At 51.5% G+C, this 16,125-nt stretch carries 13 protein-coding genes, 2 riboswitches and 1 other annotated feature; of the genes, 7 read left to right on the top strand and 6 right to left on the bottom strand.

Going from position 1 to position 16,125, the window contains the following annotated elements:
* Window positions 1–72: 72 nt before the first annotated feature.
* Window positions 73–1,257: an MFS transporter gene (locus EDM55_RS25875; protein WP_246071090.1), complete on the bottom strand. Its 1,185-nt coding sequence runs from the start codon at window positions 1,255–1,257 to the stop codon at window positions 73–75.
* A 38-nt stretch (window positions 1,258–1,295) separates the two neighbouring features.
* Complete coding sequence (locus EDM55_RS25870; RefSeq protein ID WP_092266429.1) at window positions 1,296–1,853, bottom strand: CGNR zinc finger domain-containing protein; 558 nt, start codon at window positions 1,851–1,853, stop codon at window positions 1,296–1,298.
* 175 nt (window positions 1,854–2,028) lie between these two features.
* Here EDM55_RS25870 and EDM55_RS25865 point away from each other — a divergent pair, with 175 nt between their 5' ends.
* Together EDM55_RS25865 and EDM55_RS25860 are read left to right on the top strand one after the other, a co-directional pair.
* Complete coding sequence (locus tag EDM55_RS25865; RefSeq protein WP_122961713.1) at window positions 2,029–2,523, top strand: DinB family protein; 495 nt, start codon at window positions 2,029–2,031, stop codon at window positions 2,521–2,523.
* 94 nt (window positions 2,524–2,617) lie between these two features.
* A riboswitch (Lysine riboswitch) is annotated at window positions 2,618–2,804 on the top strand.
* A 118-nt stretch (window positions 2,805–2,922) separates the two neighbouring features.
* Window positions 2,923–4,371 carry an amino acid permease gene (locus EDM55_RS25860; RefSeq protein ID WP_092266431.1) on the top strand — a complete coding sequence of 483 codons (1,449 nt, stop codon included), beginning with the start codon at window positions 2,923–2,925 and terminating at the stop codon, window positions 4,369–4,371.
* A gap of 101 nt (window positions 4,372–4,472) precedes the next feature.
* Here the strand turns inward: EDM55_RS25860 and cidR are convergent, their stop codons facing one another.
* Entirely contained in the window at window positions 4,473–5,372 is a 900-nt protein-coding gene (gene cidR, locus EDM55_RS25855) for a cidABC operon transcriptional activator CidR (RefSeq protein ID WP_092266432.1), read from the bottom strand.
* 110 nt (window positions 5,373–5,482) lie between these two features.
* Between cidR and EDM55_RS25850 the strand changes: the two genes are divergently transcribed.
* A complete protein-coding gene (locus EDM55_RS25850) occupies window positions 5,483–5,854 on the top strand; it encodes a CidA/LrgA family protein (protein ID WP_122961712.1) in 372 nt (123 codons plus the stop codon).
* Window positions 5,851–6,519, top strand: coding sequence for an LrgB family protein (locus EDM55_RS25845; protein WP_122961711.1), 669 nt, complete (start codon window positions 5,851–5,853; stop codon window positions 6,517–6,519). Before EDM55_RS25850 ends, EDM55_RS25845 begins: the two co-directional genes overlap by 4 nt.
* Before the next feature lie 49 nt (window positions 6,520–6,568).
* Here the strand turns inward: EDM55_RS25845 and kimA are convergent, their stop codons facing one another.
* The 3 genes from kimA to EDM55_RS25830 all read right to left on the bottom strand — a co-directional run bounded on the left by kimA (window position 6,569) and on the right by EDM55_RS25830 (window position 10,680).
* Window positions 6,569–8,386, bottom strand: coding sequence for a potassium transporter KimA (gene kimA / locus EDM55_RS25840; RefSeq protein WP_122961710.1), 1,818 nt, complete (start codon window positions 8,384–8,386; stop codon window positions 6,569–6,571).
* Between the two features lie 187 nt (window positions 8,387–8,573).
* A riboswitch (cyclic di-AMP (ydaO/yuaA leader) is annotated at window positions 8,574–8,732 on the bottom strand.
* A 272-nt stretch (window positions 8,733–9,004) separates the two neighbouring features.
* Complete coding sequence (locus EDM55_RS25835; RefSeq protein ID WP_092266436.1) at window positions 9,005–10,183, bottom strand: aminotransferase; 1,179 nt, start codon at window positions 10,181–10,183, stop codon at window positions 9,005–9,007.
* On the bottom strand, window positions 10,180–10,680 hold the full coding sequence (locus EDM55_RS25830) for an Lrp/AsnC family transcriptional regulator (protein WP_092266437.1): 501 nt from the start codon (window positions 10,678–10,680) through the stop codon (window positions 10,180–10,182). Before EDM55_RS25830 ends, EDM55_RS25835 begins: the two co-directional genes overlap by 4 nt.
* A gap of 85 nt (window positions 10,681–10,765) precedes the next feature.
* Window positions 10,766–11,003, bottom strand: a binding site (T-box leader).
* A gap of 286 nt (window positions 11,004–11,289) precedes the next feature.
* Here EDM55_RS25830 and EDM55_RS25825 point away from each other — a divergent pair.
* The 3 genes from EDM55_RS25825 (at window position 11,290) to EDM55_RS25815 (ending at window position 16,097) form a co-directional block, all read left to right on the top strand.
* Window positions 11,290–12,831 carry a Ppx/GppA phosphatase family protein gene (locus EDM55_RS25825; RefSeq protein WP_122961709.1) on the top strand — a complete coding sequence of 514 codons (1,542 nt, stop codon included), beginning with the start codon at window positions 11,290–11,292 and terminating at the stop codon, window positions 12,829–12,831.
* 80 nt (window positions 12,832–12,911) lie between these two features.
* Complete coding sequence (locus tag EDM55_RS25820; RefSeq protein ID WP_122961708.1) at window positions 12,912–15,035, top strand: RNA degradosome polyphosphate kinase; 2,124 nt, start codon at window positions 12,912–12,914, stop codon at window positions 15,033–15,035.
* Between the two features lie 153 nt (window positions 15,036–15,188).
* Complete coding sequence (locus tag EDM55_RS25815; RefSeq protein WP_122961707.1) at window positions 15,189–16,097, top strand: cysteine hydrolase family protein; 909 nt, start codon at window positions 15,189–15,191, stop codon at window positions 16,095–16,097.
* Window positions 16,098–16,125 lie beyond the last annotated feature (28 nt).

The raw sequence follows: 16,125 nt of genomic DNA, 5'->3' as shown, positions 1-16,125 counted from the left end.
TTATGTCTCAATTTGGGTCATCATGTGCCCATTTTCCTTTGAAGCGTGCTTTTTGCTGAAATTACGATCCGATCAGCTTTTTTCCAGAGGCACCTCGGCGGCTTGCAAAGCGCGCATACAGAAAGGGGTAATCAATGTGCCGAGCGCAATGACGGTGAAAGCCACCCCCCAATTGCCGTGATCGAGAAACAACCCAAAAACAGCTGGCGAGATAATCGTAAAGCTGAAGCCCAAAACGGATTGCACCCCGAGTGCCACGCCGAGTACCTCCGGGTCGGTAATATCCGCGATCGCCTTATTGTAGATAGGAGAGTCGGCGATAATCGTAAAGCCGTAGAGCAAGGCAACCGCGACAACCAGCCAGATGGGAGCGAGGAGCATCCACCCAATAGAAAAAGAGCAAGCAATGCTAAGCAAAATAAACAGACGGATGGCTCGTACATTTCCCCAACGATCGGAAAGCATTCCTCCGAAATAGGTGGCGATCCCGCCGATCATCACGATGCTCGAAGCACTGAGGTTCCCCCAGGTAAGCGCATTAACGATCCCTTTTTGCTGGTAAAAATAGACCATAAACGGTCCGATCCACGCCCACATGGCATAGAGCTCCCAGCAGTGACCCGCATAGCCGAAGTTGACCAGCAAGTTCCTTTTGGCCACTATTTTTTTAAGCAGGGCAAGCGTCACAGGCGTCGAGGAAAGCGACACAACCGGTATTTTGGACATCAGGATCAAGACACACGACAGAATCGCAGCGCAAGAGGTGACCAGGATGACCCCTTGCCAGCCCCATGCATTTTGCAGGACGCCTGAAACAAACAAAGAAAATCCCGATCCAACCACGAGGGAGCCTACAAAGATCCCCATCGCTTTTCCACGCGAAGCTGGCGGGGACAGCTGTGCCACCATCTTCATCCCTGGCACGTACACACCCGCAATCCCGATCCCTGAGAGCAGGCGTAAAATCATGGCCGACCAAAAGCCTTCTGCAAAGGCCGCAAAAAGCAGTCCGCTGATTCCCGCCACCAATGAGCCGTAGGCAAACGAATATTTGGGGTTGTACTTATCACTGGCAAAGCTGTAAAAAATAACGGCAAGCACATAGCCCAGATGAAAGGTCGCAACGATGATCCCAGACTGTGTTGAGGAGAGCTGCCACTGCTCTTGAACGAGAGGCATAATGGCAGAAAAGTTAAACCAGACTTGCATGGAAAGAAACTGAGCGATCGATAGCAGCCAAAGCACGCGTTGGTTCATCGGAGCCTCCCTGTCTTCGGGCGAAACGCAGCTGCGCCTCACCCTTTTTCTTTTTCCTTTTGCCGTTCACGAAACCGTCGTACCTTCATGATGTTTCCGCACATCTTGTCGTCGCACCAGCGCCGTACGCGATTGCGGCTCTCATCAAAAAAGATCCACTGACAATCCGGATTGTCGCATATTTTGATCCGGCTGGCTTCTTCATGTACGAGAAGATCTACAAACGAACGGGCAATTCGAGACATGACAAGCTCCCAGCCATGCACAGGGGTCACTTCTTCCAGATGATAGCCCCCCTCGTCATGCAGCAAACGCGGGTAAAAAGGCGCAAGAGCAAGCACCAGATTGAATGCCTCCAGATCCTCTGGGACCACGGCTTCCCCGCGAACCGTACACTCCGTCATTCGTCTCATACACTCCCGCAAATTCAGCAGCTTGGCTCCCATTTTTTGCTCGACAGGCAAAGGAGCTTGCAGATTCCACTGCTGCAAAAAATCAGCTACCCATCCCTCCTTCTCCAGCCTGTTTTCTCTGCGGCCAGAACCACGCCAATCACGCCAGTCACTATTCAAAAAATCGATGCATAACCATTCCATTTCTGCAGTCCCCATCTCTTTTCCACACGCTTGATTTCTCTCTTGTTTCCAGTATTCGGTTATGATATGTTTTAACTGTAACGATCAAAATGATTTTCGTAAGTTACAAACATTTGTGTCTTTGCCTTATTATACCGCTGCACCAATCTGTTTTACAGACGAGGAGGATGGACAAATGAGTCGTAAAGAATTGCTGCTGCAAAACTGGATGTATACGTATGAACAGGAAGACTGGTATCCCCCTTTGCGCGATGCACTAGCTGGCGTGACGGCTGCCCAGGCAAGCTGGCGTCCAACCGGCGAAGCAGCAAACACGATCTGGGAAACGGTCAGTCATCTGCTGTTCTTCAAAGAACGACTGCTGCACCGACTCTTGGGCACGGAGTTTCCCCTTTCGGCAGAAACCAATGACGATACGTTTGTGCCTTCTGGCGGTGCCGCGGATGAGGAGGCTTGGGAAAAAACAATGCAGCGCATGGAGGATGTTCATCGTCAGATTCAGGAAAAACTGGCTTCCTTGAGCGAACATGATCTCGATCAAGCTCTACCTTCCATTCCCGCCAGCCAAAGCGTCATGAGCATCATGCTGCACGATGCCTTTCACACGGGACAAATCATTCAAATCCGCAAGCTGCAAGGCTCCTGGCCTGCTAAACGGACCTTCCTGTAGAAACGATCCCGATTTTTTCTAATTGATTCCTGATGCAAAATTTTATATAGTTTATGAATAAATCAATTTCATATAATCATCCTCATCAATTCACGGTGAGGATAGAGGTCGCGGCTTTTATAGTATTCTGTACGAGATTCAGACGAAATCTAAGACTACAGAAGAGGGAAAAGCCGCCGAAGTCCATTGTGCATCGCTGTGCTCATGGGCTGGGTCTGTTCTCGAAAGGGACAGAACTGTCACGTTTGCTTGCCCGGCAAACGTGGTGCGCTATCTTCAGTGAAGACATGGTGGGGATTGGCTAATACCGCCCTGTGCCATTCTTTGGCTTTGAGGCGGTTTTTTGTTTTTGTCCTCCCTGTCTACAAACACCCTAGAGAAAGGTCGTGCATCACAAGAATGTCAGACAATCAATTGCAACGAGGCCTGAAAGCTCGCCATCTGACGATGATTGCCATCGGCGGTTCCATCGGTACGGGACTATTTCTCGCGAGCGGCGGCTCTATTCATACGGCGGGTCCTGGCGGAGCTCTGGCAGCCTATATCGCCATCAGTATCATGGTGTACTTCCTGATGACCAGCCTCGGGGAAATGGCAGCCTTTATGCCTGTCTCCGGTTCCTTCAGTACGTATGCCACCCGCTTTGTCGATCCGTCATTGGGCTTTGCACTCGGCTGGAACTACTGGTACAACTGGGCGATTACCATCGCTGTCGAGCTGTCGGCAGCTGCCCTGATCATGAAGTATTGGCTGCCGGATGTTCCGTCGATTATTTGGAGCGCCCTGTTCCTCGTCCTCATGTTTGTTATCAATGCCCTATCCGTAAAGTCTTTCGGTGAGTCGGAGTATTGGTTTGCTCTGATTAAAGTCATTACAGTCATCGTCTTTATCGTCATCGGTGTGCTGATGATTTTCGGCATCATGGGCGGACAGGCAGTCGGATTCACCAACTTTACCAAAGGAGAAGCGCCTTTTAACGGTGGCTTCATGGCGATTCTCGGCGTCTTCATGATCGCCGGATTCTCCTTTCAAGGTACAGAGCTGGTCGGTGTCGCGGCAGGCGAAAGTGAAAATCCGGCTCGCAGCATCCCCAAAGCGATCCGCCAAATCTTCTGGCGCATCCTGCTGTTCTACATTCTGGCGATCCTGATCATTGGATTGTTGGTACCGTACGACAACCCGAATCTGATCAGTGGGGACATCACCAATATTGCCATTAGTCCTTTTACCATCGTGTTTGAAAAGGCAGGCTTCGCCTTCGCTGCATCGGTTATGAATGCGGTCATTCTTACCTCCGTGCTGTCGGCAGGAAACTCAGGAATGTATGCCTCGACCCGGATGCTGTGGGTCCTCGCCAAAGAAGGAAAGGCTCCCAAATGGTTTGCAAAGGTAACCCGCAGCGGTGTTCCGATCAACTCGCTGATCGTGACCGCACTCGTCGGGGCACTCGCCTTTTTATCCTCGCTCTTCGGGGAAGGCGCTGTGTACGTGTGGCTGCTGAATGCCTCCGGGATGTCCGGCTTTATCGCCTGGCTGGGAATCGCAGTCAGCCATTATCGCTTTCGCAAGGCGCTCCTCGCCCATGGCCGCGATTTGTCCGAGCTTCCTTACCGTGCGAAATGGTTCCCGTTTGGCCCGATTTTCGCCTTCATCATCTGCTGTGTGGTCATTGTCGGTCAAAACTACACGGCGTTTACAGGGGAGGCCATCGACTGGAACGGCGCTATGGTCTCCTACATCGGCTTGCCTTTGTTCCTCGTAGTCTGGCTGGTGTACAAGTTCAGCAAGAAGACCAAGCTGGTTCCCCTCGAAAAAGTGGACTTCAGCATGGACGAGAACACCCATTAGCATCAGAAAACTTGGCTAATAATCTTATACATCTGACTGTATGAAAGAAGCTCCCGGTCTCCCACTTCCCTGAAATGGTTGACCAGGAGCTTTTTATTTGATCATTTGGCCGTATAGCGAGCTGGCAGGCTCTCCTGCGAAAAGCGGATCCATTCCCGCATGGCAAAGGACTGGTAGGCGTTTTTCCGCCAAATCATCCCGAGATGCCATTTGAGCGAGGAATTCACCAACGGAAGGATGCGAAAACGCTCTGTGTCCAGCTCGCTGCAAATCGTTTCGGGCAATAGGGTGATCCCGATATGGGCGGCGACCATTTCACTGAGAAAATCCCATTGGGAGCTTTTGTAGACGACGTGGGGGTGGAAGCCGGCCCTCACGCATTCATCCACGATCCGGTTATGCAGTGCGAAGTCCTCGTGAAAAAGCAGGAACCGCTCTCCCTCCAAATCGCTGAACGGCACCTCGGACCGATCGGCAAAAGGATGGGAAGGATGCACAACCAGCATGATGTTTTCGTTTACGAACGAATAGTAGTCAAAGACGCCCTCTCTCGTCGGCAGCAGAATCACTCCGCAATCGAGAATGCCTGCGTCCACATCCGCCTCTACCTTATTGGAACCCGCCTCGAACAGCTCCAGACGAATCCCTGGATACTGATCGCAAAACTGTCCGATCAGCTGCGGGAAAAAGCTCGCTCCGACCATAGGCGGCAATCCGATCCGCAGACGCCCTCTTTTCAGATCCATCAGCTCATTAATATGGACCGTCATGTTTTCGAACGATTTGACCATCACCTCCGCCTGCGAGAACAGGACCCACCCGGCATCGGTTAAAGAGACCCGCTTCCCAACCCGCTCGAACAGCTCAACACCGATCTCCTCTTCCAGATTTCGGACCATCTTGCTGATAGTCGGCTGGGTGATATACAAGGCTTGTGCTGCTTTCGTAAAGCTGTTGTGACGGGCCACTTCCAAAAAATATTGCAAATGACGGATATCCACCTGACACCCCTCCGCGAAACGATAGATATCGTGAATGCGAATAATTCTATATATGCATTTTACCTATAGTTTAGGACGATGTACACTTTTCCTAGAGGGAGAGGGACATCTTGAGAAAATGGCTCAAAATTATTGCACAAACTGGATTTTTCGTGATCGTTTCCATACTGATGAACATTCTAGTGGAATGGCTCGACATCGCGATTCCTGGCAGTATCATCGGCATGTTTCTGGTGTTTTTCCTGCTGCAGATGAAGTGGATTCGCCTGGAGTGGATTGACGCCGGAGCGAGCTTTCTGTTGGCAGAGCTGCTGCTGTTTTTCATCCCGCCATCAGTGGGAATTATTTCGTACCAAAATCTGATGCTCCATGAAGGCTTTCAAATCTTTATCGTCATCGCATTTGGCACAGCCATCGTCATGGCCGCAAGCGGTCTTTTGGCACAGCGCATTGCCAAACGGAAGGAGCATTCACAATCATGATTGGCGGAATCTTAGGCTTCTTCATCACTATCTTTCTTTATCTGATTGCCAAAAGGCTCTATCGCTACAAACCGATTCTTTTGTTTTCACCTTTGCTGTTCACCCCTGTCGCACTGGTCTTTCTGATCCTCGGCACTCATACGGCATACGAAGCCTACAACGCAGGTGGAAAATGGCTGGCGTACATGCTGCAGCCTGCTACCATCGCATTCGCGGTACCGCTCTACAAGCATTTTCCGTTGCTGAAAAAACACGCTTCACAAATCGTAGTCAGTGTCACAGCAGGCTCTGCAGTCGCCGTCGTCTCTTCCGCCTTGCTGGCCTTGCTGATGCATGTAGACAAACAGGTCATGTTCAGTCTGATCCCGCGGTCCATCACTACACCGATCGCCATGAATGTGTCTGAAATGATTGGTGGTGTCCCTTCGATCACAGCTGTCCTCGTCCTGATTACAGGGCTGCTCGGCTCGGTGATCGGTCCGTACATCATTTCCTATCTGCGCATTCAGGATGACATCGCCCGTGGGGTTCTTCTGGGTACGAGCGCACACGGGGCAGGGACGTCCAAAGCCTTTGAAATCGGCTCATTGACCGGAACGGTTTCCAGTATTTCCATGATCCTGGCTGCATTGGTTACACAGCTCGTCACGACGATCGTTGTATAAACGAAAAAGGCAATCCCTTTCGCGGGGACAGCCTTTTTTCAATTTCTGCTTATTTTTTCAAACGATACGGTACGGTCGCGATCTTCACATCCTGCCGGGCAAACAAATACGCCCGCAAGAAAAAGCTGGTCTGGTTATGCAGCAGATTATGCCACCAACGCTTTGTGATGAACTGTGGGATCATGACCGTCACATGATCCGTATCGGCTTTCTTCCACTCCACGGTATCGATGAACTTGAACAGCGGCTTGATGATACTTCGATAATGAGAGCGCAGAACGATCAGGCGTACTCCTGGATTCCACAGCTCCCATTTTTCCTCCATCTTTTTGATGTCCTCATCGCTGAAGCCCACGTAGACGGCCACGATGTCATCAGACAGTGACTGCGCGTAGCTGATGGTATTTTTCACTACCTGCGATATACCCGCCACCGGAATCACGATGACGCTGCCTTTTGCCTGAGGCTTGTCGGTCGTGATGTCCAGTCTCAGCTCGCTTGCCAAGTCCTGATAGTGACCGTTGATTTTGCGAAAGATAAAAATCACGATCGGTAGAAAAATGAAGATCGTCCAGACTTGGGAAAATTTCGTGATCAGGAATATCAAGCAGATCGTCAGCGTAGTCAGCATCCCAATCGTATTGATGAGAAAAGGAACCAACCATCCAGCAGACTTTTTCGTCACCCACCGCTTCATCATCCCGGCTTGCGACAGTGTAAATGGGATGAAGACACCGAGCGCATACAGCGGAATCAGATTCTCAGTTTCTCCGCCAAACGAAATCACTAAAATCGCGGACAGAATGCCGAGAAAAATGATCCCGTTGGAGAAGCCGAGCCGATCCCCTCGGACCATGAACATGTTTGGCATAAACCGGTCCTTGGCCAGCATAAAGGCGAGCAGGGGAAACGCTGCAAAAGCAGTATTCGCTGCCAGGAACAGGATAAGAGCCGTAACGGCCTGGATAAAATAATACAGGACCCCTCTGCCAAAGACAGCGGATGCGATTTGCGAAACGACTGTTTCCTTCGCGCTGGGAGCGATGCCAAAGACGTAAGCCAGCAAGCTGATGCCCATAAACATCACGCCGAGAATCAGCCCCATCATGATCAAGGTCAGGGCTGCATTTTTCGGAGCCGGACTTCGGAAGTTGGGAATCGCATTGGATACCGCTTCTACGCCGGTCAAAGCTGAACAGCCTGAGCTGAATGCCCGCAGCAGCAGAAAGAGCGTAATTCCCGGGACAGCAGCGCCGTAGACAGGCGCGTGCGCTTGGACGTTGCCCGTCAACCATTGATAAGCACCGCCCAAAATCAAGAGAAAAATCGCGACGACAAACAAATAGACCGGGTACATCAGAATCGTCGCTGACTCGGTGATCCCCCTCAGGTTCAGGATCGTTACGGAGATGATCATGAGCAGCGCAATCAGGACACGATGATCATGCAATATCGGAAACGCTGAAGTAATCGCGTCTGTCGAAGCCGAGGTACTCACGGCTACGGTCAAAATGTAATCGACGAGCAGCGATCCGCCAGCCACCAGTCCAGTCGATGTGCCAAAGTTGTCTTTGGCAACGATATACGCTCCGCCGCCGGTTGTATAAGCAAAGATCGTCTGGCGGTAAGATAAAATAAGAATGGTTAAAAGTCCCGCAACCGCAATGGAGATCGGAATGGAATACCATAGCGCAGCAGCTCCGAGCGTAACTAACACAAGCAGAATTTGCTCGGTACCATAGGCCACAGAAGATAACGCATCAGATGACAAAACGGCTAATGCCTTGACCTTCGAGAGCTTTTCTTCACCCAGTGCGTTTGACTTCATCGGTCTCCCGATTAAAAGTCGTTTCAACCCCATTATCATGCTGATCTCCTCACATACTTTTTCAGATAGTTTCTCCTCTTGATGTAGACAGCTTCCACTCAGATATTTCCTAAACCCCCTCCTTTTTCCGAAAAAAAGAACAAAAAAGAAGCCAAACGAGAAGGAAACTCACTTGGCTTTCAGGGCATAGCGAAATTAGGCTATGTCATTTATACACAAAGTAAATGTTGCCTCTCTTGGTACGCTTACGGAGTTAGCTGACGGATTCGGGTGTAAGAGTCACCCTACTCGAAATCTTCAAGATTCACCCCATGTGGCACGACAAGTCCCTCCACGTTTGGTTCCCCCGCTCCCATTCAAAAATGGGACTCAGCGAATCGGTTACTTCCATTTGTCTTTATCACGAAACAAATATTACTCCCGTAGGAAGCGCTTGTAAAGATCTAATTCTCTTCATTTTTGATCATAAGAAAACCTCTATCGAGGCCACCTCAAGGAGGAGCGATGCGGGTAGGGGTTTCGGCACTTGGCCTACATGGAGCAAAACGATCAGCATTCGGGATGAGGCTTTGATGGGGCGAGAAGAGAAACAAAAAGAGTCCTCAAAAGAAAGCGACCCTTCTTTCGAGAACTCTTCTTCTATATATATGGGACAGCCTACGACAGTTTCCCCATCAAACGCTCCATCCGCTCCAGCGCTTTTTTCAACTGCTCCATGGATGTCGCATACGAGCAGCGGATATGACCATTACCGCTTTCGCCGAATACATCGCCCGGAACGACAGCTACTTTCTCTTCCATTAACAGCTTCTCGGCAAACTCGGCCGAGCTCAGCCCTGTAGATGCGATCGAAGGGAACGCGTAGAACGCACCATCCGGCTCGTGGCAGCTCAGCCCGATTTCACGGAAGCCATCCACGACGTAATTGCGGCGTTGGCGATAGCTCTCGATCATCCGTTCCATGTCCGAGCGTCCGTGACGCAGCGCCTCCAGTGCTGCCATCTGCGCCATCGTCGGTGCACACAGCATGGTATATTGATGAATTTTCAGCATCCCTGCCAGCAGATCAGGGGTGGCGCAGACGTAGCCGAGGCGCCAGCCTGTCATGGCAAACGCTTTGGAGAAGCCCGAGATCAGAATCGTGCGGTCCTTCATTCCCGGAAGCGCCGCGATGCTGTCGTGCATGCGTCCGTACGTCAGCTCGGCGTAAATCTCATCGGAAATCACCAGCAGATCGTGCTTCTCGATGATAGGCAGCAAGGTTTTCCACTCTTCAGCGGTCATCGTGCCGCCTGTCGGATTGTTCGGATAGCAGAAAATAATCGCTTTGGTCCGTGGCGTGATGTGCGTCTCCAGCTCCTGTGGTGTCAGCTTGAACTGGTTTTCCATCGTCGTCTTCAGGAACACTGGCACCCCGCCAGCCAGGCGAATGACCGGCTCGTAGGATACGTAGCACGGCTCGACGACCAGCACTTCATCTCCCGGATCCAGGATGGCGCGCAGCGCGATATCGATCGCCTCGCTGGCTCCTACTGTCACCAAAATCTCCTTCTCCGGATGATAGCTGACGGAAAAACGCTCCTCCAGATACTTCTGGATCTCTACCCGCAGCTCGAGCATACCCGCGTTGGATGTGTAGGCGGTATGGCCGCGCTCCAGTGACGAGATCGATGCTTCGCGCATGCGCCAAGGAGTGACAAAATCAGGCTCCCCGACCCCGAGTGAAATGACTCCCTCCATCGAGGCTGCCAGATCGAAAAAACGGCGAATTCCCGATGGCTTCAGGGAAGCGACTGTAGACGACAAACGGCTTTTTACGGATAGCTGCGTACTCATGGAGTTACCACCATTCTGCGATCTTCATCGCGATCTTCCAATTCAATCCCATCATGCTTGTAGCGTTTCAAGATAAAGTGAGTGGCCGTCGAGACTACGGAGTCGAGCGTCGCCAGCTTTTGCGAAACGAACGTCGCGACTTCCCGCATCGTCTTTCCTTCCAGCACCACGGACAAGTCGTAGCTCGCGCCTGACATCAGGTATACGGCTTTTACTTCTGGAAAACGGCAGATGCGCTCCGCTACCTCATCAAAGCCAACGTCGCGCTTGGGCGTTACCTTCACGTCGATCATCGCATTGACGTACGGATGATCCTCTACCCGCTCCCAGTTGATCAGTGCGGGGTATTTGACGATGACTTTTTCCTCTTCCAAAGCGGCGATCGCCTTTTCGATCACCTCTGTTGGCTCTGCCAGCATTTTACCGATTTGCTCGGCTGACATGCGGCTGTCCTCTTCCAGCAAGTGCAGAAGTTCCCGCTGCTTTTTCGAATCCATAACCCACCACTCCATTCTCTCTACGTATGTCTTTTAAAAATCAAAAAGCCCCAGCAATCACATCCATGGCTCACATGAACGTGATTGCTGAGGCGAAGGTATCGCGGTACCACTCAGCTTTTTTCCCCTTTTCGCAAAAGGGAAACTTTGGCAGTCATTACTGACATGCGCCTGATAACGTAGGCTAATCGCTGCTTTCTACTCAATTTCAAAAGCAGAGCTCCAAGGTGGCTTTCAAAAAGAGTTCGCGGCCGCCCTCCCAGCTTACAGGCGACTCTCTGGACGTCAAATCCCTTTTTTACTTTCCTTTTCACGGCGTTTCTTCCGTATGGGTCTTATACGTTTTCTTGAATGTCTCAGATTATAGAAAGGTTTTGCGCTGTTGTCAACCGACATCTTTTTGGGATGTCCGGCGAGTGCAGCACTGGCGCGTGAAAAAAGAATAACGTGATCATGACAGGAAAAATAGTTGATCAACAAAATAAATGTCCATTCATTTTCAGCAAGATTCCCTCTGTTTTCCCCTCCCATAACGAAGCAGGCATGCCCTTCCAATCTGTGGCATAATGGGAGGTACTCAGAACAGAAGAACGCAAAGTGGGGAGTAGCATGAATCGTAATTTCGGCGTCATAGATCTAGGCTCAAACACTGCCAGATTGGTCGTCTACGAGCAAGATTCACAAGGTCTCGTGACAGAAGTGGACAATATCAAACGCGGACTGCGACTCAGCAATCATGTGCAAAACGGCCGCATGGATGAAGAGGGGATCACCAAGACCATCGACTGCATGCGACAATTCAAAGATCTGCTGGAAGCAAGAAATATAAGGGACATCATTGCCGTAGCAACTGCTGCCGTACGCCAGTCGGATAACGGCAGCGAGCTGATCGATCGAATATCCAAAGAAACAGGAATCAGCGTCCGCGTCCTCGGCGGCGAAGACGAAGCTCGCTACGGCTATCTCGCCGTCGTAAACAGTATGAGCATCGACGAAGGGATCACCATCGATATCGGCGGGGGGAGTACGGAAGTCACCTTTTTTTCCAACCGCGAGCTTCTGGCCTCTCACAGCTTTCCTTTCGGGATCGTCTCCCTGACGCGCATGTTTTTGCACAGCGAGGTACCGACTGCTGAGGAACTCTCTTCGCTGGAGCATTTCTTGAGCACTGCCTACTCCTCCTGCCCTTGGCTGCTAAACAGGCATTGTCCGGTCATTGCCATCGGCGGCACAGCCCGAAATCTAGCCAAAATTCATCAGCGGGCCGTGCAATACAGCATGGACAGCTTCCACCACTACCCGCTCGATACCGAGCAAGTAGTAGGGATATTGGAGCAGCTCAGTCTGCTTACACTCGAAGAACGCAGACAGGTCCCCGGAATCTCCAAGGACAGGGCAGATGTGATTCTTGCTGGCATCACTGTGTTTGAGAGCCTGCTTCGTCATGCAGGAAGCCCAGAGCTGATCGTCAGCAACAAGGGGCTGCGCGACGGGATATTATCCGAAGCCGTCTGGGGAACCGCCGCTCCGACCTCCATCCGGGTGGTGCATGAGCGAAGCATCGACCAGTTCATGAACCGCTATCAGGTCAACAAGCCGCACGCCATTCACGTCAGCAAGCTCTCCTTGTCGCTGTTCGATCAGCTCCAGACGTTTGGTCATCACACGTATGGGCAAGGGGAACGCGATCTGCTGGAGGCAGCCGCACTCCTGCACGATGTGGGGCGTACAATCAACGTCCATGAAGCTTCCGAGCATACGTTTTATTTACTGTCGCACGTACTTTTGGCAGGGTACACCCATCGGGAAAGACTCCTGATGGCCATGATTGCCTCTTTTAAAAGCAACAAGCTTCTGCAAAGCCAGCTGGCGAAGCATACGGACATCGTTTCCAAGACGGACAAGAGCCTCGTCGAAAAGCTCGGTCACCTCGTCCTGCTGGCACGGATGCTGGATCGCTCCATGTCACAGGCTATACACACGATCCGGCTGACGGATGATGACGGACCATTAACGCTCCTTTGTATGGGAAAACGAGCTGGACTTCTGGAATATTCTCTTCTGGACGAACCGCTCGCCAAGCTGAGCAAGGCATGGAAGCTGGCCATCTCTTTTCGTCCAGTCGTAGTCGATAGCCCTGCCAAACCTTAACAATCCCTTAACACTAGACTGCTATACTTGTCCTGATCAGTGGTCAATTTCCCCATTTTTCCTAAAAAGGTTGGGCCAGGATGAAGGACTTTCGCATTCCAGACTATTACATTAATCGAGAACTAAGCTGGATCGCCTTTAACGAGCGCGTGCTGATGGAAGCCAAGAGTGAGAGCAATCCTCTCTTTGAGCGTCTGAAGTTCATTGCGATCGCCAGCAGTAATTTTGATGAATTTTTCATGGTACGGGTAGCTGGATTGAAGGACCAGGTCAAAGCGGGTCTTACCAAGCCGGACAACAAGTCGGGGATGACACCGCTCGAGCAGCTGCACGCCGTGTGGGAGCGCACCCATGAAGTCATGCAGAACATGTTCGCGATCCTGCGGGAGGATATCACACCCGAGCTGCAAAAAGCAGGCATTCGCTTCCTGAAAGCGAAGCAGCTGGACGAGGAGCAGGAGGGTTTTGTACACTCATTTTTTCACCACCAGCTGTATCCGGTGCTAACCCCGATGGCCGTAGATGCCAGCCATCCGTTTCCCATGCTGTTGAACAAAAGCTTGAATCTCGCTGTTTTGCTCGAGGATGACGATGTGGACAGCGAAGGGCCCTTGTTTGCAGTGGTGCAGGTGCCCTCCGTCGTCCCCCGTTTTCTCGAGCTGCCCTCTCCTGTAGGCGAGGCGCATTTTATTCTTCTCGAGGATGTCATTTCCGTGCATATGGACAGCTTGTTTCGCGGCTACAATATCCTGGAAACATGTCCATTTCGCATCACCCGCAACGCTGATTTGACCATCGATGAGGACGAAACCGAAGACCTGCTGGAAGCAATCGAGCAGGAGCTGAGAAAACGGAAGATGGGAGAGCCTTCCCGCCTCGCAGTGGATGCGTCCATGAGCGAGTTTCTGCAAGCGACGCTCCTGGATTGGCTGGAGCTGGACGAGCCGGAAATCTATCGGTTTGACGGTCCGCTCGACCCTACCTTCTTCTTCCGCTTCCACGCGCTGGAGGGCTATGATCACCTGCGTTTCGAACCGCTTACCCCCCAGCAGCCACTGGATTTCTTTGGCGATGGTGACATCTTCTCTGCTATCGAAAGACGCGATCTGCTGCTTCATCATCCGTACGAGTCGTTTGATCCAGTGATTCGCTTTGTGCAAGAGGCTGCTGAGGATCCAAAGGTACTCGCGATCAAGCAGACGCTGTATCGCGTCAGCGGCGATTCCCCGATCGTCAACGCCTTGCTGAAAGCAGCTGACAACGGCAAGCAGGTGATGGTGCTTCTGGAGCTGAAAGCCCGCTTTGACGAAGAGAACAACATCGTCTGGGCGAAAAAGCTGGAAAACGCGGGCTGCCACGTCATCTACGGACTCGCGGGCTTAAAGACCCACAGCAAGATCACGCTCGTCGTACGTGCAGAAGAAAACGGCTTGCGCAGATACGTGCACTTGAGCACCGGAAATTACAACGACAAGACGGCGGGAACCTATACGGATATTGGAATGTTTACGGCACACGAGGACTTTGGGACAGACGCGACGCACTTTTTCAACCATCTGTCCGGCTACTCCTACCCGCCTGAATGGAAAGTCATTTCCACGGCTCCTACTGGCTTGCGTGACACGTTTCTTTCGCTCATCCAGCGTGAAATCGAAAACAGCCTTGCCGGGAAGCCGGCATATATCATAGCCAAGATGAATTCGTTGACAGATAAAGAAATTATGATGGCTCTCTATGAGGCATCCTGTGCGGGAGTCAAGATCGACCTGATCGTCCGTGGGATCTGCTGCCTGCGCCCGGGCATCCAGGGGGTCAGCGAAAACATCCGCGTCATCAGCATCGTCGGACGCAACCTGGAGCATAGCCGCATCTTTCATTTTTGTAACGGCGGCGATCCGCAAATCTATCTTTCCAGTGCAGACTGGATGACGCGAAACATGATGGCGCGTGTTGAAATTCTCTTTCCCGTCCTGCAGCGGGATTTGCGCAGAAGAATCAAAGCGCTTCTGGAGACGATGCTTCAGGACGATACCAAAGCGCATCAGCTCATGCCAGACGGCACGTACGTCCGCGTGCAGCCGAAGAGCGCGTTTCCTATGAACAGCCAGCTGTTCTTTTGGGAGGAGACGTTTATGCATAATCAAAAAAGGGAGCTCGAACTCGCCGTTCCCCGTATGAAACCGATCACGTCCCTCCTGCAGTAAACACTCCCATGTCTTTTTATGTAACAGCAGCTGACGCCGCCTCTCTGCAGGCGCGTTGGCTTTTTCTTTTTTTCCCTGCCAGTCGGTTGTGCAATTCGTGTTTTTTGGCTTTAATGGAGAAAACAGCCTTTTTGGAAAAGGAGAGACCTCGCGATGAAAACGCCGCTTCACGACATTTTTGAGGAGCACCGCATTGGACTTTCCTCTGAGATTGGCCTGAACACCCTGTTGGACAAAGCCTCTTTGGAGGCGCTCTCCCCCGCTTCAAACGATTCCGAGAAAATTCTCTTTCTGGCCATTGATATGCAAAATGACTTTATGGAAAAGGGTCAACTGGCGGTACCTGGCTCACACCAAGATATACACAATTCAGTACGCTTTCTGTATACACATCTGGAGAAAATCACACGAATTGCCGTTTCTCTCGATACCCATCAGCCCGATCAAATCTTTCACCCCATCTGGTGGGTTGACGCAGAGGGGAATCATCCTGCCCCCTTTACGGTCATTACACCAGAAGACGTACAGAGCGGAAAGTGGCTGCCTGTCCATGACGGGAAGGAGAGTCTTGCTTACGTCCAAAAGCTCGCGGAGCAAAGCAAAAAAGAGCTCTGCATCTGGCCGTACCATTGCCTCGAAGGTTCTTATGGCGCAGCCTTGGAGAGCCAGTTTGCCAATATGGTTTTCTTCCATTCCGCAGCTCGTCGATCGACGCCTTTGCGAATTGTAAAAGGGCAGGATCCCTTGAGTGAAATGTACGGCATCATCAAACCGGAAGTGGCTATCGCTGACGAGCCAGGCAACGAGGAGCTTTTGCGCGAGCTGAAAAACTACGATCGGATCATCGTGGTCGGAGAAGCCAAATCTCACTGTGTACTGGAGTCCCTGCGACAGATTCTGGAGTACTACCAGGCGGAGCCGGACGTGACTTCTCGCATCGTCGTTCTTTCCGATTGCATGAGTCCAATCCCTGGCTTCGAGGAGAGCACCGAAGAGACACTTGCCCACTTTCAGGAAACGTATGGAATCACGGTCACCACCTCTACCGCTTGCACGCTGTAATAGCAGATGACGACGAAAAGGAGCGATC

The organism is Brevibacillus centrosporus (assembly GCF_003710815.1).
GTDB lineage: Bacteria > Bacillota > Bacilli > Brevibacillales > Brevibacillaceae > Brevibacillus > Brevibacillus centrosporus.
The sequence above is the reverse complement of the archived record's forward strand: the minus strand, read 5'-3'. Positions and strand labels throughout refer to the sequence as shown.